Source organism: Sphingomonas sp. R86521 (assembly GCF_042466235.1).
Taxonomy (GTDB): domain Bacteria; phylum Pseudomonadota; class Alphaproteobacteria; order Sphingomonadales; family Sphingomonadaceae; genus Sphingomonas.
In genome coordinates, this window is record NZ_JAXHBY010000001.1 from 180137 (window position 1) to 201372 (window position 21236).

Annotated in this window: 23 protein-coding genes; 19 read left to right on the top strand and 4 right to left on the bottom strand. The window is 64.3% G+C overall.

Annotation, left to right across the window (positions count from 1 at the left end; all coding sequences use genetic code 11):
* Positions 1-355: 355 nt before the first annotated feature.
* Positions 356-946, bottom strand: a complete 591-nt coding sequence (locus tag SJY20_RS00920) for a TMEM175 family protein (RefSeq protein ID WP_380784725.1) — start codon at positions 944-946, stop codon at positions 356-358.
* A 310-nt stretch (positions 947-1256) separates the two neighbouring features.
* Between SJY20_RS00920 and SJY20_RS00925 the strand changes: the two genes are divergently transcribed.
* The 11 genes from SJY20_RS00925 (at position 1257) to SJY20_RS00975 (ending at position 11047) form a co-directional block, all read left to right on the top strand.
* On the top strand, positions 1257-1790 hold the full coding sequence (locus SJY20_RS00925; RefSeq protein WP_380784726.1) for a helix-turn-helix transcriptional regulator: 534 nt from the start codon (positions 1257-1259) through the stop codon (positions 1788-1790).
* 43 nt (positions 1791-1833) lie between these two features.
* A complete protein-coding gene (locus tag SJY20_RS00930) occupies positions 1834-2604 on the top strand; it encodes a sensor histidine kinase (protein WP_380784727.1) in 771 nt (256 codons plus the stop codon).
* Between the two features lie 43 nt (positions 2605-2647).
* On the top strand, positions 2648-3073 hold the full coding sequence (locus tag SJY20_RS00935; protein WP_380784728.1) for a response regulator transcription factor: 426 nt from the start codon (positions 2648-2650) through the stop codon (positions 3071-3073).
* 706 nt (positions 3074-3779) lie between these two features.
* Entirely contained in the window at positions 3780-4442 is a 663-nt protein-coding gene (locus tag SJY20_RS00940) for a hydrolase (protein WP_380784729.1), read from the top strand.
* A 75-nt stretch (positions 4443-4517) separates the two neighbouring features.
* Positions 4518-5354, top strand: coding sequence for an alpha/beta fold hydrolase (locus tag SJY20_RS00945; protein ID WP_380784730.1), 837 nt, complete (start codon positions 4518-4520; stop codon positions 5352-5354).
* Positions 5355-5378: 24 nt separating this feature from the next.
* Entirely contained in the window at positions 5379-5645 is a 267-nt protein-coding gene (locus SJY20_RS00950; RefSeq protein WP_380784731.1) for a DUF1427 family protein, read from the top strand.
* A gap of 83 nt (positions 5646-5728) precedes the next feature.
* Complete coding sequence (locus SJY20_RS00955; RefSeq protein ID WP_380784732.1) at positions 5729-7573, top strand: amidohydrolase; 1845 nt, start codon at positions 5729-5731, stop codon at positions 7571-7573.
* Between the two features lie 20 nt (positions 7574-7593).
* Positions 7594-8499, top strand: a complete 906-nt coding sequence (locus SJY20_RS00960) for a glyoxalase (RefSeq protein ID WP_380784733.1) — start codon at positions 7594-7596, stop codon at positions 8497-8499.
* Positions 8500-8501: 2 nt separating this feature from the next.
* Positions 8502-8942, top strand: coding sequence for a DoxX family protein (locus SJY20_RS00965; protein WP_380784734.1), 441 nt, complete (start codon positions 8502-8504; stop codon positions 8940-8942).
* Between the two features lie 40 nt (positions 8943-8982).
* Positions 8983-10329: an alginate export family protein gene (locus SJY20_RS00970; RefSeq protein WP_380784735.1), complete on the top strand. Its 1347-nt coding sequence runs from the start codon at positions 8983-8985 to the stop codon at positions 10327-10329.
* A 25-nt stretch (positions 10330-10354) separates the two neighbouring features.
* Positions 10355-11047, top strand: a complete 693-nt coding sequence (locus SJY20_RS00975) for a YoaK family protein (protein ID WP_380784736.1) — start codon at positions 10355-10357, stop codon at positions 11045-11047.
* A gap of 68 nt (positions 11048-11115) precedes the next feature.
* Here the strand turns inward: SJY20_RS00975 and SJY20_RS00980 are convergent, their stop codons facing one another.
* Together SJY20_RS00980 and SJY20_RS00985 are read right to left on the bottom strand one after the other, a co-directional pair.
* Positions 11116-12036, bottom strand: a complete 921-nt coding sequence (locus tag SJY20_RS00980) for a pirin family protein (protein ID WP_380784737.1) — start codon at positions 12034-12036, stop codon at positions 11116-11118.
* A gap of 9 nt (positions 12037-12045) precedes the next feature.
* Entirely contained in the window at positions 12046-12360 is a 315-nt protein-coding gene (locus tag SJY20_RS00985; protein WP_380784738.1) for a hypothetical protein, read from the bottom strand.
* Positions 12361-12594: 234 nt separating this feature from the next.
* On the opposite strand from SJY20_RS00985, the gene SJY20_RS00990 reads away from it, so the two are divergent.
* From SJY20_RS00990 to SJY20_RS01025, 8 genes are all read left to right on the top strand, one after another.
* Positions 12595-13194, top strand: coding sequence for a YceI family protein (locus SJY20_RS00990; protein WP_380784739.1), 600 nt, complete (start codon positions 12595-12597; stop codon positions 13192-13194).
* Positions 13195-13285: 91 nt separating this feature from the next.
* Positions 13286-13855, top strand: coding sequence for an NADPH-dependent FMN reductase (locus SJY20_RS00995; RefSeq protein WP_380784740.1), 570 nt, complete (start codon positions 13286-13288; stop codon positions 13853-13855).
* Positions 13856-13860: 5 nt separating this feature from the next.
* Positions 13861-14136: a hypothetical protein gene (locus SJY20_RS01000; protein ID WP_380784741.1), complete on the top strand. Its 276-nt coding sequence runs from the start codon at positions 13861-13863 to the stop codon at positions 14134-14136.
* 116 nt (positions 14137-14252) lie between these two features.
* On the top strand, positions 14253-15734 hold the full coding sequence (locus tag SJY20_RS01005; RefSeq protein WP_380784742.1) for a mechanosensitive ion channel family protein: 1482 nt from the start codon (positions 14253-14255) through the stop codon (positions 15732-15734).
* Between the two features lie 220 nt (positions 15735-15954).
* The gene (locus tag SJY20_RS01010) at positions 15955-17421 is read left to right on the top strand and encodes a sensor histidine kinase (protein WP_380784743.1); all 1467 of its coding nucleotides are present in this window, start codon (positions 15955-15957) and stop codon (positions 17419-17421) included.
* Between the two features lie 154 nt (positions 17422-17575).
* Positions 17576-18202, top strand: a complete 627-nt coding sequence (locus SJY20_RS01015; protein WP_380784744.1) for a hydrolase — start codon at positions 17576-17578, stop codon at positions 18200-18202.
* A gap of 53 nt (positions 18203-18255) precedes the next feature.
* Entirely contained in the window at positions 18256-19134 is an 879-nt protein-coding gene (locus SJY20_RS01020) for an alpha/beta fold hydrolase (protein WP_380784745.1), read from the top strand.
* Positions 19135-19634: 500 nt separating this feature from the next.
* A complete protein-coding gene (locus SJY20_RS01025; protein WP_380784746.1) occupies positions 19635-19784 on the top strand; it encodes a hypothetical protein in 150 nt (49 codons plus the stop codon).
* Positions 19785-20027: 243 nt separating this feature from the next.
* On the opposite strand, the gene SJY20_RS01030 is transcribed toward SJY20_RS01025, so the two are convergent.
* Positions 20028-21050, bottom strand: coding sequence for an alpha/beta fold hydrolase (locus SJY20_RS01030; RefSeq protein WP_380784747.1), 1023 nt, complete (start codon positions 21048-21050; stop codon positions 20028-20030).
* Between the last annotated feature and the right edge of the window lie 186 nt (positions 21051-21236).

Sequence of the window (21236 nt, forward strand, 5' to 3'; positions counted from 1 at the left end):
GTTTGGTCGACGTTCCGGCCAACACCGACATTCCCTCGCGAGGCTGAAACTGGTTGCTTCATGCTTAAGGCGGGTGTTTCGTCGATCAGTTTCGCCGTGTCTCGAACGGCTGATGTTGCATGTGGTAAGCGGTGGATGATCGTATGACTCGCATCATGACATCTATACCTGCGAGGATTGAAATATACGGGATCTACACCCCGCGGTGGCGTTCGACCTCGACGGTGTCGCAAACGAAGTAAGGCGCCAAATACACACTGAATTCAAATCGACTGACTGCGCTACGTCATCGAACCAGCACGCACGAGTGATATGGGTTGCGTGGAAAAATCTGGCGTAGGCCGCCATACGAGCACTAACTCGACAGGACGCGCTCCACCCTGCGGTCAGGAATGAACCACATGATTGCCACGGCTACATAAACCGCAAGTCCAGCATCCGGCGAGACAAAGGAGATGGCTATGCCGGTGGCATAGAGCCCTAGCGACATCATGCCCTTACGGTCGTTTCCTATCGCCTCCGCCAGTCGCGACTGCGGTCCGTCATGACGAGCCAGCATCGTCGCCAGCAACTGATAGGAGGCAGCGGTCATCAGCAGGATAAGGCCGTAGCTCGCCGCCGGTGCGACAGCGTCTCGAGTCTCTCCGATCCAGCTGGTGACGAAGGGTATGAGCGACATCCAGAATAGGAGGTGGAGGTTGGTCCACATGATCGGGCCGGTGACGCCGCGGGCAGCTTGGAATAGATGGTGGTGATTGTTCCAGTAGATGCCGACATAGACGAAGCTAAGAGCATAGCTCAGCAGCACCGGTAAAGTAGGCATCAGATCGGCGAATGCCGTACCGTGTGGTACCTTGAGTTCAAGAACCATGATCGTGATGATGATTGCGATCACGCCGTCACTGAAGGCCTCGATGCGTCCTTTGCCGATGGATTGCCTTGTCACGTTCTTTCCTTCCGGTCCTCGCGACGTATTGGCAGGGCAAGGTACAATAGCGCGTGGACACGCTCGATCTGAACCAGAAACGCATCGTCACAGTTCTGACACACCCAGCAGGCCGCTTGTGTCTTTCCCTAGGGTTTCGATAGATGGTCCGCTTGTAACCCGCCCTATCAGGTGGCCAGCTGGACGTCGCCTATACCTTCGTATGCCGCCCCGATCACAATAGATAGGTAAAGCGTACGAGTGATCAGGCAGGCGGCAGGTCGTCGTTAGCCTAGTTTCGGATCGTCAGATCAGATCCGGAGACCCTCCCATGACATTCCCCGTCGAAGTGGCCCGTGCGTTGAGCGCCGCCAGCTTGCTAGCCGATGCCACCGCTGCATTGGACCATGACTTGGAACAGGCGCGGCGATATCTCAAGCAGTTGGCTGGACTGCCGATGTTCCAACCAGAGACCAATCGAAAGGCCGAGTCTGCGATGCCGGTCGTCGTCGACGAACCGATCCGTGGAGGGTTGGCCACGTGGCAGGTCCGGCGGATCGCAGCCTACGTCGAAACCAACATCGAGGCGACGATCACAGTCCGTGATCTGGCGGGCATCACCGGGATCAGCTGCGGCCACCTGTGTCGCGCGTTCAAAGTCACCACTAAGGAAACCCTGCATACCTACATCACACGCCGGCGCATCGAGTGCGCGCAGACGCTGATGCTGACCACTACGGATACGCTGAGCCAGATCGCCTACGCATGCGGGCTGACAGATCAGGCCCATCTAACACGGCTCTTCAGAAGGTTCGTCGACCAGACGCCGCTAAGCTGGCGCCGTACGTGGCGGCAGGCCGCTTGATTTCGAATGCGGACGACGCATTGATTCCGCGGAGAGAGCGAACATGCCTGAAGTCGTGCAGCAGACGCCGTCCGCTCCATCCACGAGTGATCACGCTGGTGGCGACCTGCATATGGGCGAACTGCATAACCAACTGGCGCTCGCCCGGTCCGGAGTCGCTCAGCGCAGTCTGATGATGGCGGTCGCGGGTCATGATCTCAAGCAGCCGCTCCAAATCATAAGCCGGGCGCTCGAGAGACTGGCTCCGTACGCGGTCAGCAATGCGGACGTCATGTGGGCCGAAGCTGCGGGCCTGGAGATCGCCCGACTGGCACAGGGGCTGACGAACCTCGCGGTGGCGGGGGGGCGCACCAGTGACCATATCGACATGCCCGAACTCCGTCGCTTTCCAGTCGCAGACGTTCTGGACTCTTTGCATCACGTGTGGCGCATAGCCGCCATAACGAAGGGACTGGACCTGCGCGTCGTCAGATGTTCGGCCATGATAACCAGCGATCGGTCCCTTCTCGATACGATCCTCGGCAACCTCGTCGGCAACGCGATCAAGTACACCGGATCGGGGAAGATCGTGGTCGGGTGCCGGCACAGCGGCACGCGTCTGCATCTTGTCGTGGCCGACGGCGGATGTGGCATATCCGACGGCGACCGGGCTCGCGTCTTCTCGCCGTTCGAACAGATCGATTCCGATGCGGAGGGCTCGGGCCTCGGATTATACCTCGTTCGTTCCCTGTGCGGCACCTTGGGCCACGAGTTGCGTCTGGAGAGCCAGGTGGGACGTGGCTCGACCTTCATCGTGGGCGTTCCGTCCGGCTGACGGCCGGAGCCTAGACGCTAGTATAGTAGCTTCTAGGGCCGCGATGATTACACCCCAGGGCACGCATCGGCCGAGATATGACAACGCACTGAAGAAAGAGATGGCATTGACGACATCATACGCCATCGCGATCGTGGATGACGATAGTCTGGTCCGGTCGGCGGTGGCCAGTCTGGTACGCTCGTTCGGATTCGACGTGCGTAGCTTCGCATCGGCGGTCGAGTACTTGGAGGCTGACACTGGCGAAGTCGCCTGCGTCCTGAGCGATGTCCACATGCCCGAATTGTCTGGCGTCGAACTCCAGCAACGCCTTCGACTCCGCTCGAACGCGCCACCGGTAGTCCTGATGACGGCGTTCCCCGGAGAAAGACTCCGCGCGACCGCACTGTCCGTGGGCGTGCTTGCCCTCATCGAGAAGCCCGTGGACAGCGATCGGCTGCTCCAGCTTCTGGAATCGGTACTGCGGTAGCGGTCCAAAGGCAGGCTGGATCGAGGCTTTCTGCGCTGCGTGTCTGGTGGACGCGCACCTCGAACGCTGGCGTTCGCCGGAGCTTCGTCCAGCCTGCGAGCTGCAGCGGCTTCTTGCTCGGTCAGGTCGCGCAAGGACGTCGAGGGCAGCGTCACGCTCCTCGCGGATGTCGATGCCCCACGCAGACATGTGCTGTCGTCCGCTCGCCGACCAAGAACCATATCCTTGCCGACATGATAGTCCTCCGAGGAATGACGGCCGTTCACCGCGGTCATCCTGCCCGCAGCTTTCTGTGTTGCGTTAGCGGATCAATTCGCACCGGCGGTCGGGCGAGGCATCGGCCATCGCCCGGTTTCGAACGGCTATGCGCGGCGCAATCCGTGATTGATGCCAGTAGCTTTCGGCCGCGCGGCTGAGCTGCTTCAGTCATAGATACTGGGCGAGGGCGACCTCGCGGTTCCGCACGATGGCCCCGATTACCCGAACGCGGCTGCTTAAACGTCAAACGTGAACGGTTCGCATCATCCCCGTACAAGACCGGGCGGATGCGATTGGCGAAAAGCGGATCGAAGAGCAGCACCTGAGCCAGCTTTTCAACTTCGTCGAACAGGCCGGGCGAACTTATCCGCCTGAACCTTGGCCGAGGTCCTGCCTTACACCGAACCACCGGCCGCGGACAGCGGCCCCTCATCGCAAGGAACCCGTCATGACCCTCACCGCCACCGCAGCACCTGGTAAGTCGCTGATCTCCCCGACCGACCACACGCTCGTCCTGATCGACTTCCAGTCGCAGATGGCCTTCGCGACGAAGTCGATCTCCGCCGAACTGCTGCGCAACAACGCCGCGCTCATCAGCCGCGGCGCGAAGTCGTTCGGCGTTCCCACGATCCTGACGACCGTCGCCGAGAAGAGCTTCTCGGGTCCGATGTTCGACGAGATCAAGGAAGCGTTTCCCGGCCAGCCGATGCTCGACCGCACGTCGATGAACACCTGGGAGGATGCCGGTGTGATCGAGGAGGTCAACCGGATCGGCAAGGAGCGGATCGTATTCGCGGGTCTGTGGACCAGCGTCTGCATCGTCGGTCCGGTGGCCTCGGCTATCGACCAGGGCTTCGACTGCTACTTCATCGCGGACGCATGCGGCGACATCTCGACCGAGGCGCACGACCGCGCGGTGCAGCGCATGATCCAGCTCGGCGCGAAGCCGATGACCTCGCTCCAGTATCTGCTCGAACTACAGCGCGATTGGGCTCGTACCGAAACCTACGAGTCGACGACCGGGATCGCGAAGAAGTGGGGCGGTTCGTACGGCCTCGGCGTCACCTACGCCAAGACCATGTTCGGCGCCTCCGAGGGCGGCCACGCCTGACCGTCTCGGCGCGGGCCGATGCCCGCGCCGATAGCGCTTCGTCGCTCCGCTGGCGACATACAGAGGATTACCTTCATGAGCTACGTGACCACGCAGGACGGCACCGAGATCTTCTACAAGGACTGGGGTCCGAAGGACGCCCAGCCGATCGTCTTCCATCACGGCTGGCCGCTGTCGTCGGACGACTGGGACGCTCAGATGCTGTTCTTCCTCGCAAACGGCTTCCGGGTCGTCGCGCACGATCGTCGCGGCCACGGCCGCTCGGCGCAGGTTCCAACCGGCCACGACATGGACCACTATGCATCGGACGCGGCGGCTGTCACCGATCATCTGAACCTGAAGAATGCCGTCCATATCGGCCACTCGACCGGCGGCGGAGAGGTCGCGCGCTACGTTGCCCAGCACGGAATCCCCAAGGGTCGCGTCGCCAAGGCGGTGCTCGTGGCATCCGTGCCGCCGATCATGCTCAAGACGGACCGATATCCGGGCGGGCTGACGATCGACGTGTTCGACGGATTCCGCTCGGCGCTGTCCGCCAATCGCGCGCAGTTCTTCCGGGACGTCGCATCCGGTCCGTTCTACGGCTTCAACCGTCCGGAAGCGAAGGTCAGCGATGCCGTGGTGGACAACTGGTGGCGCCAGGGCATGACCGGCAGCGCCCTTGCGCACTACGCCGGCATCAAGGCCTTCTCGGAAACGGACCAGACCGACGACCTGAAGGCGATGACGGTGCCTACCCTGGTGATGCAGGGCGATGACGATCAGATCGTGCCGTACAAGAACGCTGCCGTCCTTCAGGCCGAGCTTCTGCCTGACGCGACGCTGAAGGTGTACCCAGGCTATTCGCACGGGATGCTGACCGTCAACGCCGACGTCCTGAACGCCGATCTGCTCGCCTTCATCCGCAGCTGATCGCGCAGCGCCGAGGAGAACGTCATGAAACCATATCTGATCTCGCTTGCGGCCGGGCTGCTGATCGGCGGCATCTACAGTCTCCTCGGCGTCAAGTCGCCAGCGCCGCCCACGATCGCGCTGGTCGGCTTGCTGGGCATCCTCCTCGGCGAACAGATCGTGCCGATCGCGCGTCGCGTTGCTGCCGGGCATCCGGTGGTCGCCTCGATCGCCGGCACCTGCTCCGGAACGGTGCTCGGGCGTCTGCCGGGTGATGCTTCGGCACCGCCGGCAGAACGCGACGTAGCGTGAACCCGACCAGGCGCGATGCGCTGATCGGTGCCGCAATGACTTTCATCGCGGCACCGATCGGTGCGCGCGAACGGAGAACACCCATGTCCGATCTGATCATCGTCAACGCCAAGGTGACGACTCTCGACAGAGAGAACCCGGAAGCTCAGGCGATCGCCGTGCGCGACGGCAGGTTCCTCGCAGTCGGTTCCGAGTCCGAGGTTCGCGCTGCCGCACCGGATGCGACCGTCATCGACGCCAAGGGCCGCCGCGTCATCCCCGGGCTGATCGACAGCCACATGCACATCATCCGCGGCGGGCTGAACTACAACATGGAGCTGCGCTGGGACGGCGTACCGAGCCTCGCCGACGCGATGGCCATGCTGAAGCGACAGGTCGACAACACGCCGGCACCGCAATGGGTGCGCGTCGTCGGCGGGTTCACCGAGCACCAGTTCGCAGAGAAGCGCCTGCCGACGATCGCCGAACTCAACGCGGTCGCGCCCGACACGCCCGTGTTCATCCTCCATCTCTACGACCGCGCGATCCTGAACGCCGCGGCGCTCCGCGTGGTCGGCTACACCAAGGACACGCCCAACCCACCGGGCGGCGAGATCGTCCGGGACGCGGCCGGCAACCCGACCGGCCTGCTGCTCGCGCAGCCCAATGCGACTATCCTGTATTCGACGCTCGCGAAGGGCCCGAAGCTGCCGCCCGAGTATCAGCTGAATTCGACGCGCCACTTCATGCGCGAGATGAATTCGCTCGGAGTCACCGGCGTGATCGATGCCGGCGGCGGGTTCCAGAACTACCCCGACGACTACAACATCATCGAGAAGCTCCACGCCGACGATCTGCTGACGCTGCGCATCAGCTACAACCTCTTCACGCAGAAGCCGAAGGAGGAGCTCGCCGACTTCCAGGGTTGGGTGAAGCAGGTGACGCCCGGCCAAGGCGACGACAAGTACCGGCACAACGGCGCCGGCGAGATGCTCGTCTATTCGGCCGCCGACTTCGAGGACTTCCGCGTCGAGCGTCCCGACATGCCGCCGAGCATGGAAGGCGACCTCGAGCCCGTCATCCGTCTCCTCGCCGAGCACAAATGGCCGTGGCGCCTGCACGCGACCTACGACCAGACGATCGATCGCGCGCTCGACGTTTACGAGAAGGTGGCGAAGGACATTCCGTTCGACGGCATCAACTGGTTCTTCGACCATGCCGAGACGATCAGCGACCGCAACATCGACCGCATCGCGGCGCTCGGCGGCGGCATCGCAGTGCAGCACCGCATGGCGTATCAGGGCGAATACTTCGTCGAGCGCTACGGGGCGAAGGCCGCCGAACGCACACCGCCGATCGCCAAGATGCTCGCGGCAGGGCTGCATGTCGGCGCCGGCACCGACGCGACGCGCGTCGCGAGCTACAATCCGTGGGTCTCTCTCAACTGGCTGGTGACCGGTCGGACCGTCGGCGGCCTCGGCCTCTACCCCGGCGCCAACCGAGTCAGCCGCGAGAAGGCGCTGGCGATGTGGACGCACGAGAACACCTGGTTCTCGAACGAGGTCGGCAAGAAGGGCCGGATCAAGGCGGGCCAGCTGGCCGACCTGGCGATACTGTCGGGCGACTACCTTAGCGTGCCGGAGACCGACATTCCGCACCTGCGCTCGGTGCTGACGCTGCTCGGCGGCAAGGTGGTCTTCGGCGAGGGCGACTATGGCCCGCTCGCGCCGGCGCTGCCCAAACCGATGCCCGACTGGTCGCCGGTCGCGACATTCGGCGGTTATCACCGCACGCCCGAAGCATCGGCAAAACTCGCCGCTGCCTGCGGATGCGCCAGCGGCTGCTCGGTGCATGGCCACGACCATGCCGCGGCGCTCGGCCGCGACGTGCCCGTGGCCGACGTCCAGAGCTTCTGGGGTTCGTTCGGCTGCGGCTGCTGGGCCGTATGATCGTGATCGGGAGAAAGACGATGAAGCGTTTCGCCATCCTGTTCGCCGCCGCGTTGATCGGCGGTGCGCCCTCCGCGCCTTCGTTCGCGCGCGATGCGCCGCAGGCCGTTGCGGCGGGCTACGCGATCGGACCGCAGTACGACACGACGCACGTCTACGTCGCGCCCGAGGACTTCGATCGGTTCGTTGCGAGCTTCGTCGCGACGTTCGGCGGCAGGACCAGCAAGCAGGGCGTGTTCCAGGTGACGCCGACGCCGAGCCAGACGATGTCGCAGCTGATACTGACGCCCGCCGGAACGGTGTCCGTGTTCGGGTTCAAGACGCCGATCCCCTACCCATTCGGTCACGAGAGGACGGGCTATCTCGTCAGCGACCTGGACGCTGCCGTCGCCGCTGCGGTGAAGCACGGTGCCACGCGGCTCGTGACGACCTTTCCCGATCCGATCGGCCGCGATGCGCTCGTTCAGTGGCCGGGCGGCGTCAACATGCAGCTCTACTGGCACACCGCCACCCCGAACTATCCCGCACTGACAACCGTGCCCGAGAACCGGGTCTATCTGACCGCGGACGCCGCCGACGCCTTCGTGCGGACCTGGGTCGGATATTCGAAGGGCAAGGTCGTCGCGGACGACAAGGCCGTACCGGGCGCCTCGATCGGTCAGCCCGGAAAGAGCTATCGCCGGATTCGCGTTGAGTCCGGATATGGTCGGATGGCCGTCATCGTCTCGGACGGACAACTACCCTGGCCCTACGGGCGCGATCTGACCGGATACGAAGTGGCCGACCTGGCGGGCACCCTCGCCAAAGCGACGGCAGCCGGCGCCGAGACCCTGGTGCCGCCACAGGCCGATGGAGATCGACAGACCGCGATCGTCCGCTTTCCCGGGGGCTACATCGCCGAGATCCATAGCGGCGTGGCGAAGTAGCCGTGGCCACGCTGGAAACCCACGATCCGCGCTTCGTGGACGCCATACTGGACTGGCGCTGGACGGCACTGCTCGCACGCCTGGCTCTCGTCGGCGCATATCTACTCGGCGGCATCGTCAAGTTGACCGATTGGCCGGCCGCCGTAGCGGAACAGGCGCATTTCGGCATGCAACCGGCGGCCATGTGGGCCGCGCTGACCATCGCAATCGAACTGATAGGTCCGATCCTGATCCTTTCCGGCCGGTTGGTGTGGCTCGGTGCGGGCATGCTTGGCGTGTTCACGCTGCTGGCGGCCGTGACCGCGAACGCGTTCTGGGCGATGCCTGCGGGGCAGGAGCGGTTCATGGCCACGAACGCCTTCTTCGAGCATCTCGGCCTGATCGGAGGCTTCGTGCTCGCCGCGCTCGTCGCCGAGCATGCGAATCGACGGCGGCGTGCATAGCCGCTTGCTCGTCGCGTTTCTGATCTCGCCGCTTCTGCTCATGAAGCCGGCGTCGGCTCAGGACCGCGAGGCATGGCAGCCGCCGACCCTTACCACCACCCGGTACGACGAGGACTGGTCCAAGCTCGCCGACCCGAGCGAACGCACGGGACGTTGGACGGAGCCGTTCAAATACGTCCCGCTAGGCCAGGACGCCTACTTGACGACCGGCGTCGAGATCCGGCTTCGAAATGAAAAGTACAGGGCGAACCTCTGGGGCGACGCCGACGCGCCGGACGACGGTTACCTCTGGATGCGCGCCATGCCGCATGCCGATCTGCACGTCGGACGGTTACGTGGCTTCGTACAGCCCATCATAGCCTACGCCGCAGGGGTCGCCCCCTCCGCGGGTCCGATAGACCAGACCCGTTTCGATCTCCTGCAGGGGTTCGCTGACCTGCGCCTTGGGGACGCCGATACCGGCGCTGCCACCGGCACCGGCCTCACGCTGCGCGCCGGTCGCCAGATGCTGTCGTTGGGTTCGGAACGGCTGGTCGGCACCCGCTACGGGCCCAACGTACCGCTCGCCTTCGACGGCTTCCGCGGTCTTGTCTCGGTCGGAGGCGCTATCGTCAGCCTGATCGCCGTACGCCCCATCCAGCCGGGCGTCGGCACCTTCGATGATCGGCGTTCGCGGACCAAGTCCCTATGGGGCGCCTACGTCACGATTCCGAGCTTGGACTTCTACTATCTGGGCTACGGCAACAACGATGCCCGGTTCGGTGGACGCCGAGGTCGCGAACGGCGCCACAGCGTCGGCGCCCGCACGTTCGGGACCGCAGCCGACTGGCATTGGAACGTGGAGGGCGTCGCGCAGTTCGGCCGCTTCGCGGGCGGCCGCATCGGAGCCTGGACGCTCGGTACCGAAGTCGGACGTCGTTTCCCGTCCGCGCCGCTCTCACCCGACGCCGTGATGCGCGTCAACGTCGTAAGCGGCGACCGGCACGCCGGCGACGACCGCCTCGGCACGTTCAACGCGATGTTTCCCAAGGGCAAGTATTTCGGCGAGCTGTCGCCTGTGGGACCCTACAACATAGTCAGTGCGAATCCGCGCGTCGCGATGACGGTCGGGAGCGGGGTATCGGCGAGCGTCGCCGGAATGGCGTACTGGCGCTACTCGCGCGGCGACGGCGTCTACGACGTGCCGGGCAACCTGATCCGAGCGCCAGGCGCCTCGCGTGCTAGGTTCATCGGGAAGGAGATCGAGGCGACGCTTGCGTGGCAGGCCACGCCGGAACTCGAACTCTCGACGTCGCTCTCCGCGTTCACCGCCGGCCGGTTCATCCGAGAGACCGGATCGGGCCGGACGATCGGCATGCTCGGCCTCGAATCAAACTTCCGCTTCTGATCTGGAGATACGCATGCCCGACGATATGAAGGCGCCCTTCGATCCGCGCGTCCCGCTTCTGCTTCTGCTGTCGGTCACTACCGGCCTAGTCGATGCGGCAAGCGTCCTCGGACTCGGCAAGGTGTTCACGGCGAACATGACTGGCAACGTGGTGTTCCTGGGCTTCGCGGCGTCCGGTGCGCCCGGTTTCAAGATACTGCCGTTCGTTGCCGCCATCGTGAGCTTCATGCTCGGGGCGCTCGTCGCGGGACGAACCGGCAAGGCGCACATCGGCCGTCCGGAGCGGCGATGGCTGATGACGTCTGCCATCGTCGAGACCGCGCTGCTCTGGTTGGCGGCGGTCCTCGCTCTGGGGTTCGACGTCGCGCTGCAGGCTCCCGAAGGCCGGCTCTTTGCGATCATCGCCTTGACCGGCGTCTCGATGGGGTACCGCAATGCGACGATCCGTCAGCTCAAGGTCGCCGACCTGACCACGACGGTACTCACGCTGACGCTGACGGGTCTGAGCGCGGACTCCAGCGCGGCAGGCGGAGTCAACCCGAACTGGGCTCGCCGCATCGGGGCGGTGGTCGCGATATTCCTGGGCGCCGCGATGGGCGCCTGGCTGCTACTGAACGTGGGGCTGGCTGCGCCTCTCGCCTTTGCCGGGGTCCTCGTTCTGTTCGGTACGCTGGCCTGCACGCTGCATTCGGCCTCGAAGCGCATCGTCGGAACGTGACCGTCGCGTCGCTCCGCTTCGGCCCAACGCTTCGATCCGCCGGCATCGAGGATTCCGGGCTTCGCCGGTCAGGGATAGCTGACCGGCTTCGGCTCGTCGGGGAGCGGAATGAAGTCGGCTTCGTCCGGTACTCCTGCGAAGTTGCGCTCCCGCCAGTCGTGTTTCGCCTGCTCGATGCGTTCGGGGCGGCTGGAGACGAAGTTCCAGTAGATGTGGCGCTTCTCGGGAAACGGCTCGCCGCCGATGAGCATGAGACGGGCGCCCCGCTCCGCATGAAGGACGATCTCCGCACCGGGCTTGAAGACGATCAGCTCTCCGGCGTCGAACCCGCCGCTCTGGCCCCGCGCCTCGACATGTCCGCCGACGACATAGATCGCGCGTTCCACGTGCTCGGCCCGCAGCTGGTAGCGCGCGCCGGGCGCCAGTGCGATGTCCGCATACACCATGTCCGAGAAGGTCTCGACGGGCGAGATCAGCCCGTCGTGCTTCCCGACGATCACCGTCATCGCGACGCCGTCCGCGTCCGTCTTCGGGATTGCGTCGGCCTTGTGATGCGAGAACCCCGCCTTCGCCTCTTCTCGCGCTGCTGGCAGCGCCACCCAGGTCTGCAGACCGAAGAGCGGACCGCCCTGAACGCGCATGTCCGGCGCTGTTCGCTCGGAATGGACGATGCCCGAACCGGCGGTCATCCAGTTGACCTCGCCTGGCCGGATCGACTGCACGGAGCCGACGCTGTCGCGGTGGAGTATCTCGCCTTCGAGCAGGTACGTGACGGTGGCGAGGCCGATGTGCGGATGTGGTCGCACGTCGAGCCCCTCTCCCGAATTGAATGCGGCCGGCCCCATCTGGTCGAAGAAGATGAACGGTCCCACCATTCGCCGGTGCGCCGAGGGAAGCGCGCGGCGAACGCTGAAGCCGTCTCCGAGGTCGCGAACGGGAGGCAGGATGACCGTGTCGACGGCGTCGTGATCACTGGAACGGATGGACATGTCGTTTCCTCAGATGGAGAGCAGCGCGATCGCGTCGATCTGCGCGTGATTGAAGCCCTGGGCGACCAGGCCCGGTGCCAGTTCGCTGGCGGGCCTGCGACGACGACTGGTCGCACACACGAACCGCTGAATGGCCTCCAGCTTCGGATCAACGGGGAGGTTCGGTCTGTTGCGCCGACCGAGCAGGGCACGACCGAGACGGCTCGTCAGACCTCCAGGACTGGATCGCATGGTTACGCAGCCGCACTGACTGGCTGCGTCGAGGGCAACCGAGACGGCCGACCATTCCGAGTCGGTGAGCTTGGGTCTGGCTGCGTCGTCCATGGGAACCTCCTTAGTTGGCGATCACTGAATACCGCCCTGCCGGCCGCACCGGCAGCCGGATAAATTCAATGGAAACGTCCAACAAAATAGAAATGATGGAAACCGCGGGCCTTTCTATTTTCCTGAACGTTTCCGCCGACATTTCCCCAGTGTTCTGCGCCGACGTGGGTGCCCAACTACCGTCCATCGTGATCGTCCCGCCCATCGGGACGGCAGAAGGTCTGGAGATCAGAAATGAAGATCGGCTATTTCGCAATCATCAGCCTTGCGCTGGCGGGACCCCTCGCTGCGCAGGTGACCCATTCCGCTTCCGACGTGCAGGCCGGAACGTACAGGACCGACCCGAACCACACGCTCGTTGCGTTCGACGTCAATCATTTCGGGTTCAGCGAATTCTTCGGCGTGTTTCCCCGCGCGACGGGCACGCTGGAGCTCGACCCGAAGGCGATCGCGAAGACGAAGCTGGACATCTCGCTCCCCGTGGAAGGCGTCTCGACGACGAATTCCAAGTTGGACGAGGAGCTGCGCAGCGCGGACTGGTTCGACGTTGCCAAGTACCCCACGATTCGGTTCGTCTCGACGACCGTGACGCGCACGGGTGTGGCCAGTGCCAGGATCGCGGGGACCGTGACGATGCACGGCGTCACGAAGCCTCTTGTTCTCGATGCGACCTTCGGCGGGGCCGGCGTCAATCCGCTGTCGAAGGCGTACACGGTGGGGTTCAAGGCGACCGGCCATGTCAGGCGTACCGATTTCGGCGTCAGCAAATATGCGCCGCTCGTCGGAGACGAGGTCACGATCACCATCGCGGGCGCCTTCGAGAAGGCGAGCTAGTCGCTGAGGCGACGCACGGTGCCGGGGCGGCCCTTCATCGACCACGGTCAGGACCGCCCCTCTCGAACACCAGAACCTTTCTCGCTCAAGGATGACGCAGATGAACTCTTCAAGACCCCTCCGTTTCGTCACGCTTCTCGGGAGCCTCCGGAGGAACTCCTACCATTACGCCGTCGCACGCTCGCTGGCGGAGCTCGCGCCCGAGGGCGTCACGATCGATGCTCTCGGTTCGGTGGCGGACATTCCGCACTACGACGCGGACGTTCAGGCCGAGGCGTTTCCCCCGGCCGTGCTGGAGATGGCGGAACGGATCCGTTCTGCCGACGGTGTGATAATCGTGACGCCCGAATACAACTATTCGGTGCCGGGCGCTCTGAAGAACGCGCTCGACTGGCTCTCGCGAACGACTCCAGCTCCGTTCGCAGGCAAACCGGTCGCGATCCAGACGGCATCGCCCGGTGCCATCGGCGGTGCCCGCGCACAGTATCACCTTCGTCAGGTGATGGTGTTCCTCGACGGGGACGTCCTGAACAAGCCGGAGATCATGATCGGCAACGTCTCGTCGAAGATCGACGCCGAAGCGCAGAAGATCACGGATGAGAGTACGAAGGCGCTGATCGCGCAGCAGCTCGCGGCGCTCGCGGCAATGGCCAGGAGGTGACCACGATGGACACGTTCGTCACCGGAAGGCCTGCCTTGCACGACTTGAAGACAGAAACGCGACGCGGGACCGCCAAGGCGCCGAACGTTTCCCCTGCGTCGGTCCGCTACGGCGCGGCCGGTCGCAACGGGGGCTTGGCCGGCGCCGCCTTCGTACTCGTACTCGCCTTCATGCTGTGGCTGCGACTCGACAGCTACCTGGAGGACCACCTGATCGCGACGATCGCGGTCCTGCTTCTCGTCGTGGTAATCGCTCCGCTGTTGTCCGGCAGGCGGCGCTGACGACCGATGTCACGCTCGACAGCACGATCCCGTCCGAGTGACGTTCAATGCTCGGAGGGAGCGAGAGACGAGGCCTCCTACGCGCGAACGATGCCCATCCGTCGGAGGACGCACCCATGACGACGTTCATTCTCCCGATCGGCCTTCTCGTCGTGACGCTCGTCGGGACCCTGCTGGTCCGATCGAGATCGGAGGCGATCCGGGCGACCTTCGATCTTGCGCTGTTCGTTCTGCTGGGCTGCGTACTGTTCCGTGAGGACACTTCGCCGATTCTCACCGGTGCGAACGTTCCGATGGGTCCGGAAGGGCATTGGCTCCGCGCGGTCGGGATCGTGTGGTGGTATGCTGCGGCCCGCTTGGCGACGGCCGGGATCGGGCGGCTCCTTGGCCACGACGAGCGATCGCGTGAAGCGCGCATAACGTCGGACCTCCTCTCGGCCGCGGTTTACATCGCCACAATCCTGATAGTTCTGAACTTCGTCCTTCTGTTGCCCGTGAACGGCCTGCTCGCGACTTCCGGCATCATCGCGGTCGTGATCGGCCTTGCGCTCCAGAACACGCTCGCCGACGTGTTCTCGGGCATCGCCGTAGGAATAGAGCACCCGTTCAGCGTGGGCGACCGCGTGACGCTGGGCGAGGGTGTCGAAGGCCTCGTGGTCCAGGTCAATTGGAGATCCATCCGCATACAGACGGATGGCGAGGACGTCGCGACCATACCGAACAGCGTGGTGGCGAAGGCTCAGATCCTGAACCGTAGCTTTCCCACCGAGCGACGGTCGGCCAGGGTCATGCTGAACTGTCCGGCATGGATCCCGCCTGAAAGGATCATAGTGCTCCTGAAGCACGCATCGCTGCTCTGCCCCAACATTCTTGCCTCACCCCCGGCCGTCGTGACGGTCGTGAGGCTCGGCGTCCGGACGAATGCCTATGCGATCGACTTCTTCGTATGCACGACCCGGGAGATAGCCACGACGAAGAGCTTCCTCCTTCAGCATGCGCATCGGCAGCTTCGACACGCGGGGCTTCTCGATGAAGTATCGCCCACTAATGCGCTGCTCGATGCCGTTCCGCCGGCCCTCCGACTCGTGCGCGAGATCGAACTGTTCGCGTCCCTGACGGCCGAGCAGCAGACCGAACTCGCCGCGCGCATGGAGCATCGGCGTCTGAAGACGGACGAAGTCCTTTTTCGCGAGGGCGACGAGGATCAGACGCTGTACATGGTCGGATCGGGGATCGTGGAGATCACCCGCCACGGACAAGGGGGGGTGACGTCGATCGGCAGGATCGGCGCTGGCGAATACATCGGAGAGATCGGCCTTCTGACCGGCGCACCTCATGCGGCGACCGCGACCGCGTTCACGCCGAGCGCCGTATACTCCTTGCCGCCGACGGCGCTGCTGCCGATCCTCGCCGCGGACCCGGAGTTGGCGGTGGCGTTCGAACAGTCCGTGCATCGTGGGCTGACGCTTCTGGATAGGAAGGTCGCTGCGGAGGCGAGCGCATACCCGCAGGGCCCGGGTGCCCTGCTGCACAACATCCGAAGATTCTTCGCATCGAGCGGGCCCTCCGGCCGGCGGAACTCAACCGGAAAGGACTGAACGGTACGAATGGGGGGGCGCGGAAGCCCCCACGCGGGGCTGAACGCAAGACGTGTCGCGCGCTACGTTGGACGGCGTGACGAAGAGCCCAGCCAAACCGTTCGAAAGAACGTCCGGTCACGGATGGAAGGCTGCCAAGCCTGCACTCGGCAGCGTTGCGGCTCCACTTGCGGCCCTTTGCGTGTTTGCCGGCGACCTTCTCAGCCGGCTTAGCGGCGCGGTGGCCGTCCTCTACGTTCTGGTGCTCCTTCTTGCCGCCAGCGACGACGCGAAGCGATCGCGCGTCGTGATCTGGTCTTCGGCCTGCGCCGCGCTGACCGTAATGGCATTCGTGCTCGACAGCGGCTCGAATCTGAACGTCGGGGCGGCACTTCGGCTAGGCGTGAGTCTGGCAGCGAACTTCGTTACGGCTGGTCTACTCATTCGTTCTCGCGACATCGCTGCGGGACTTACGGACAGCGAAGCGCGCTACGAAACCGTATTCAACACGCTCGCCGTCGCGATCTGGGAGCACGACTTCACGCGCGTGCAGGCAGCGATAGCCGAGGTCAGGCGGAACGGCTGCACCGACATGCGGCGCTATGTGGCGGAAAACCCCGATTTCGTGATCGAGGCCCGCAGAATGGTCCGCATCACGGACGTCAACGCGACCGCGCTGGAGATGATGGGAGTTGCGACGAAGCAGGCGTTCTTCTCGCATCTCGACATGTTCCTTCCGGAGACGGACGAGAGTTTTGCCGACTGCATCGTCGCGATTGACGAACGGCGAACCGTCTTCCAAGCTGAGACCTGCGTAAAGGCCCTGTCGGGAAGGAGGATCGACATCATCGTCGCCTTCGGTCTTGGCGGCGACAAGCCTCTCGACCGTGTGCCGGGCAGCATCCTCGACATCGCGGAGAAGAAGGCGCTGCAGGCCCAGGTCGTGCGGACCACCGCCGAACTGGCGCATGCGCAGCGTGCGAGCGCCCTCGGTGCGATGTCGGCACTGATCGCTCACGAGATCAATCAACCGCTGACCGCCATCCACAGCTATTCGGATGCAGCTCTCCGATGGATGCGGCGGGACCAACCGAACCTCGAGGAGGTCACCGCAGCGCTGATCCATCTGGGCGAGGCGTCCCGTCATGCCCGGGACGTCGTCCAGCGAGTGCGGTCGCTGGTTGGGAAGGCCGACATGGTCTCCATTCCGATCGACCTGAACGCACTGCTCGACGAGACTGCGGTTCTGGTCGCGCGCGAGGTCGCGGATCACGAGGCACGCATCGTACTCGATCTTCCGCCGACCCCGATCGCGGTCCAGGGCGACCCGATCCTCCTGAAGCAGGTGCTGGTGAATCTGGTGGTCAACGCCCTGCAGGCGATGGAAGCAGTGCCGCCGAACCAACGCGTGGTGACGCTCTCCGGGCTGAACGGCGGCACCAACGCGGTGATCATGGTGGCCGATCAGGGACCCGGGTGGCATGAAGGCTCCCAGGAAAGCGCGTTCCAGACGTTCTTCACGACGAAGGAGGCCGGCATGGGTCTCGGTCTCTCGATCTGCCAGGCCGCGATGGACAGCTTGGGAGGAACGATCCTCCTGCGCAACGGGGACGAGCGAGGCGCAGTCGTCGAACTGACTCTTCCGCATGCGTCGGAGTCCAAGTCACGCAGCGCACGGAGCCATTCCCACGAGGTCGAGGTAGCATAGGCGCGTTCGGTTGATCTAGCGGCCGGCAACACGTCCGACGGCCGTCACCCTGTTGCCCGGCAATTCTCAGTCGGTTGATCCAAGCCGTGCGCATTCTGACCAAGAGCGAATTGGCACGAAGCTCTAGACGGAGACGTTAACACAGGAGGTCCCCATGACCGGCAGCCCACTTCTCCGTCCCGAAGACTGCTCCGTGGTGCTCGTGGATGAGCAGGCGGGACTCGCCTTCGCAGCGGGCTCCTCAGACCGACAGGTGCTTCGAAGCAATGCAGTGGCGCTCGCTCGCACCGCCGTCGCCTTCGAGGTGCCCATCGTCGTCAGCACGTCGGCGTCGAAGGTCTACAGCGGCCCGTTGATGCCGCCGCTGCGAGCGGTTCTTCCGGGGGCAACCCCGATCGAACGTCGGAACATGAATCTGTGGGAGGACGAAGCGACGAAGTCGGCCATACTGGCTTCGGACCGCAGGGTGATCGTCATTGCCGGCCTTCTCACCGAAGCCTGCGTCAGCTTTCCCGTGCTTTCGGCTTTGGCGGAGGGCCACGAGGTCCGCGTCGTCGCCGATGCCTGTGGGGGGCTGACCTCCGCCAGCCACGACGCCGCGCTCCGGCGTATGGAACAGGCCGGAGCGGTCATGACCTCCTGGCTCCAGTTTCTGCTTGAACTGCAGCGCGATTGGACCCGGCACGACACCTACGAGGCGTCTCGTTCCATCGTCGTCGATCATGGGGGCGGATACGGGATCGGTCTCGACTATGCTCGCGACATGATCAAGCCCGCCTGATCGCGGTGCGGCGTGGGCAAGCGAGATAGTGTGATCCGACCGTACTATTCGTGATGATATTCGCCAAGACCGACATCGGCGGTGCGAGCAACGTCGATATGGAAGGCGCCTTCGCCTCTGTACTTAGGAGACCCGGAATGACGACGTTCGCGTATATCCCGATGGCCATGGCCATGTTGTTCCCGATAACGGCAGCGACAGCCCAGTCCGGCAAGGCCGGTCCTGCCGAGCGTCCGACGATCGTGCTCGTCCATGGAGCGTTCGCGGAATCCGGATCCTGGAACGGCGTCATCGAGCGCCTCCGCGCCGACGGCTATTCCGTCGTCGCGGCATCCAATCCGCTGCGCAGCGTCAAGACGGATGCCGCGTCGGTCGCCAGCGTCGTCAACTCGATCAAGGCTCCGGTCGTTCTCGTCGGGCATTCGTACGGCGGTGCCGTCATCACAGACGCCGCAAACAGCGCGACGAACGTGAAGGCGCTCGTATACGTCGCCGCGTTCGCTCCCGAGGCGGGCGAGACGAGCGCCGGGCTGACGGGGAAGTTCCCGGGCGCGACGCTTGGCGCCACCCTGGCTCCCCCAGTCGTCCTTCCGGACGGCTCGAAGGATCTGTACATTCAGCAGGACAAGTTTCCGTCTCAGTTCGCGGCCGACGTTCCCGCCCCCGAGGCGGCCCTGATGGCGGCGACGCAGCGCCCCATCACTGAGGGCGCGTTGAACGAACCCACGGTGGCGCCGAGCTGGAAGACGCGACCCAACTGGTTCATCTACGGCTCCGCCGACAAGAACATCCCGCCGGCGGTCCAGGCCTTCATGGCGAAGCGCGCGGGTTCCAAGAAGACCGTCGTCATCGCCGGCGCGTCGCACGTCGTGATGACGTCCAACCCGAAGGCCGTTGCGGATCTCATCGAAGAGGCGGCGACTGCCCGTTGATCGGAGAGGCCCCGGCGATCGCCGGGGCCGAACCGGGTTCGATGTTAGTTCAACCGACTGCCGCTGCGGGTCGGGTCTTTGGAAAATTCCGTAGCAGCTCACCTGCACTGTCCCGTCCCAATGCCGAGGCGGCGTTTCCGAGCCGACATATCGGAGAGTCCCCGAGCCTCGCTCAGGAAGCGGAGCCTGCATATCCTAGACCTCCTTCCCCTCGGGTCGGACGAGGACCGGAACCGTTCAGGAAGGAGACGTTCGCATGGATTTCCGGGAGCTCCATCGCAGCCGAGCCTTGATCGCGCTCTCCACAATCGTCGGGTTCATTGGCATCGTCAGGCCGCGTTGTAGTGGCGGCATCCGATACGTTCATAGGCCGCAAGATTCAGGCGCGGGGAGACCGTCATGACCTCCTTGCGCCATTCCCAGTCGCAGACGTCGGCACTCGCCGGCCATCATGGTCAAATCGTTTGAGACGGCTGGTGTCGGTCGGCGGCGGTCGAGTGATGGTGGAGATACGGGCGTCCGGGGACGGCACCTGGACCGCGTCGGCCGAGTACATGGGCAATCTGTTCAGCATCGTCGGTCCGACGCCGAACCGTGCCGCATCGGAATGGGCGGACGCGGCGCGTCACTTCGAGGCGGGCCGCCGCTGACGACGGCCGTCGCCGACCCGAGAGCGTTCTTTCCGCACCAGTGCAGGATACGACCCAGGTTCGATTCCATCTGGGCAAATTTCGCGATATGCTTCGGAAGAGCCCGATGTCGCCGCCCAGACCTGGGGTCGCATTTCCGCGCGACGTCCACCGCTGGCGATCGCGACGCAGAGTCCGAAAGTCGATGGAGACGCTTCCGTCGTTGACGGCAGGGTCTCCATCAAGCCGTAGATCGGTCGTTTCCTACTTCTTGAGGAATGCGAGGATGTCCGGGTTCAGCACGTCCGCGTTGACCGTCAGCATCCCGTGCGAAAAGCCCGGGTAGATCTTCAGCGTGTTGTTCGGGATCAGCTTCGCCTGAAGAAGTGCCGCATCCTTGTACGGCACGATCTGATCGTCGTCCCCCTGGAGAACGAGGACCGGCACCGTCATCGCCTTGAGGTCGCCGGTCTGATCGGTCTCCGAGAACGCCGCGATGCAATCGTACTGCGCTTTGGCTCCGCCCATCATGCCCTGACGCCACCAGTTCCTGCGGACCCCCTCGATCACCGGCTTGCCGGGTCGATTGAACCCGTAGAACGGAACCGGGACCTGCCAGTAGAATTCGGCTCGATCGGCTGCGAGTTGGCTGCGGAACCCGTCGAACACGGATTTCGGCAGGCCGCCGGGATTGCTTGGCGTCCTGACCATGATCGGAGGTACCGAGCTGACGAGCACGGCCTTCGCTACGCGCCCCTGGCCATGCCTCGCTACATATCGTGCCACCTCCCCGCCACCGGTCGAGTGGCCGATGTGGATAGCGTTGCGAAGGTCCAGCGCCTTCACGAGCGTCGCGACGTCGCTCGCATACGTATCCATGTCGTTGCCGCTGGTCGTCTGCGTGGAACGTCCGTGCCCGCGCCGATCCATGGCGATCACGCGGTATCCGTGGCCCAGGAAGTACAGCATCTGCGCATCCCAGTCGTCAGCGGTCAGTGGCCAACCGTGATGGAACATCACGGGCTGTCCCTTGCCCCAATCCTTGTAGAAGAGCCGCGCGCCGTCGGTCGCGGTCACGAAGCCGTCTCCGACGTTTCCTGCGGCCGGAGCGACCGCAGCGACCGAAGGGGTCTCGCCGAGAACCGCCGCCGCTCCGATCGCCATGGTCGCGCCGCCAATCAGGCCGCGCCGCGAGACCGTCGAAACAGAAGGGTTCGTTGGGTCGAAGGCCATCGTCGTTCCTTTAATGATGATGCTTCCAGATGGCTTAAGGTCCGCATCGCGCATTGTGCGCACCGAACGGGACTTGGACGGACGGCACATGTCGACGTCCCATGCTGCCCGGATGAAATTTATCGCAACGATCGTCCGAAAACATCATTCGCGTCCACGACGTGATGCCTTCCCGATGCCAACCCCACGTCGACGACCAAGTTGTCGTTCAACATCCGGCTATGCTTCGCCGGGTACGGG

Excerpts from the sequence above, each read along its gene's own strand:
- SJY20_RS00975 (WP_380784736.1), top strand. The coding sequence starts at position 10,355 with ATGAAGGCGCCCTTCGATCCGCGCGTCCCGCTTCTGCTTCTGCTGTCG.
- SJY20_RS01000 (WP_380784741.1), top strand. The coding sequence starts at position 13,861 with ATGGACACGTTCGTCACCGGAAGGCCTGCCTTGCACGACTTGAAGACA.
- SJY20_RS01025 (WP_380784746.1), top strand. The coding sequence starts at position 19,635 with ATGGTGGAGATACGGGCGTCCGGGGACGGCACCTGGACCGCGTCGGCC.
- SJY20_RS01015 (WP_380784744.1), top strand. The coding sequence starts at position 17,576 with ATGACCGGCAGCCCACTTCTCCGTCCCGAAGACTGCTCCGTGGTGCTC.
- SJY20_RS00930 (WP_380784727.1), top strand. The coding sequence starts at position 1,834 with ATGCCTGAAGTCGTGCAGCAGACGCCGTCCGCTCCATCCACGAGTGAT.
- SJY20_RS00985 (WP_380784738.1), bottom strand. The coding sequence starts at position 12,360 with ATGGACGACGCAGCCAGACCCAAGCTCACCGACTCGGAATGGTCGGCC.
- SJY20_RS00945 (WP_380784730.1), top strand. The coding sequence starts at position 4,518 with ATGAGCTACGTGACCACGCAGGACGGCACCGAGATCTTCTACAAGGAC.
- SJY20_RS01005 (WP_380784742.1), top strand. The coding sequence starts at position 14,253 with ATGACGACGTTCATTCTCCCGATCGGCCTTCTCGTCGTGACGCTCGTC.
- SJY20_RS00980 (WP_380784737.1), bottom strand. The coding sequence starts at position 12,036 with ATGTCCATCCGTTCCAGTGATCACGACGCCGTCGACACGGTCATCCTG.
- SJY20_RS00990 (WP_380784739.1), top strand. The coding sequence starts at position 12,595 with ATGAAGATCGGCTATTTCGCAATCATCAGCCTTGCGCTGGCGGGACCC.
- SJY20_RS00925 (WP_380784726.1), top strand. The coding sequence starts at position 1,257 with ATGACATTCCCCGTCGAAGTGGCCCGTGCGTTGAGCGCCGCCAGCTTG.
- SJY20_RS00950 (WP_380784731.1), top strand. The coding sequence starts at position 5,379 with ATGAAACCATATCTGATCTCGCTTGCGGCCGGGCTGCTGATCGGCGGC.
- SJY20_RS00940 (WP_380784729.1), top strand. The coding sequence starts at position 3,780 with ATGACCCTCACCGCCACCGCAGCACCTGGTAAGTCGCTGATCTCCCCG.
- SJY20_RS00970 (WP_380784735.1), top strand. The coding sequence starts at position 8,983 with ATGAAGCCGGCGTCGGCTCAGGACCGCGAGGCATGGCAGCCGCCGACC.
- SJY20_RS00955 (WP_380784732.1), top strand. The coding sequence starts at position 5,729 with ATGTCCGATCTGATCATCGTCAACGCCAAGGTGACGACTCTCGACAGA.
- SJY20_RS00995 (WP_380784740.1), top strand. The coding sequence starts at position 13,286 with ATGACGCAGATGAACTCTTCAAGACCCCTCCGTTTCGTCACGCTTCTC.
- SJY20_RS00960 (WP_380784733.1), top strand. The coding sequence starts at position 7,594 with ATGAAGCGTTTCGCCATCCTGTTCGCCGCCGCGTTGATCGGCGGTGCG.
- SJY20_RS00935 (WP_380784728.1), top strand. The coding sequence starts at position 2,648 with ATGATTACACCCCAGGGCACGCATCGGCCGAGATATGACAACGCACTG.
- SJY20_RS01030 (WP_380784747.1), bottom strand. The coding sequence starts at position 21,050 with ATGCGCGATGCGGACCTTAAGCCATCTGGAAGCATCATCATTAAAGGA.
- SJY20_RS01020 (WP_380784745.1), top strand. The coding sequence starts at position 18,256 with ATGATATTCGCCAAGACCGACATCGGCGGTGCGAGCAACGTCGATATG.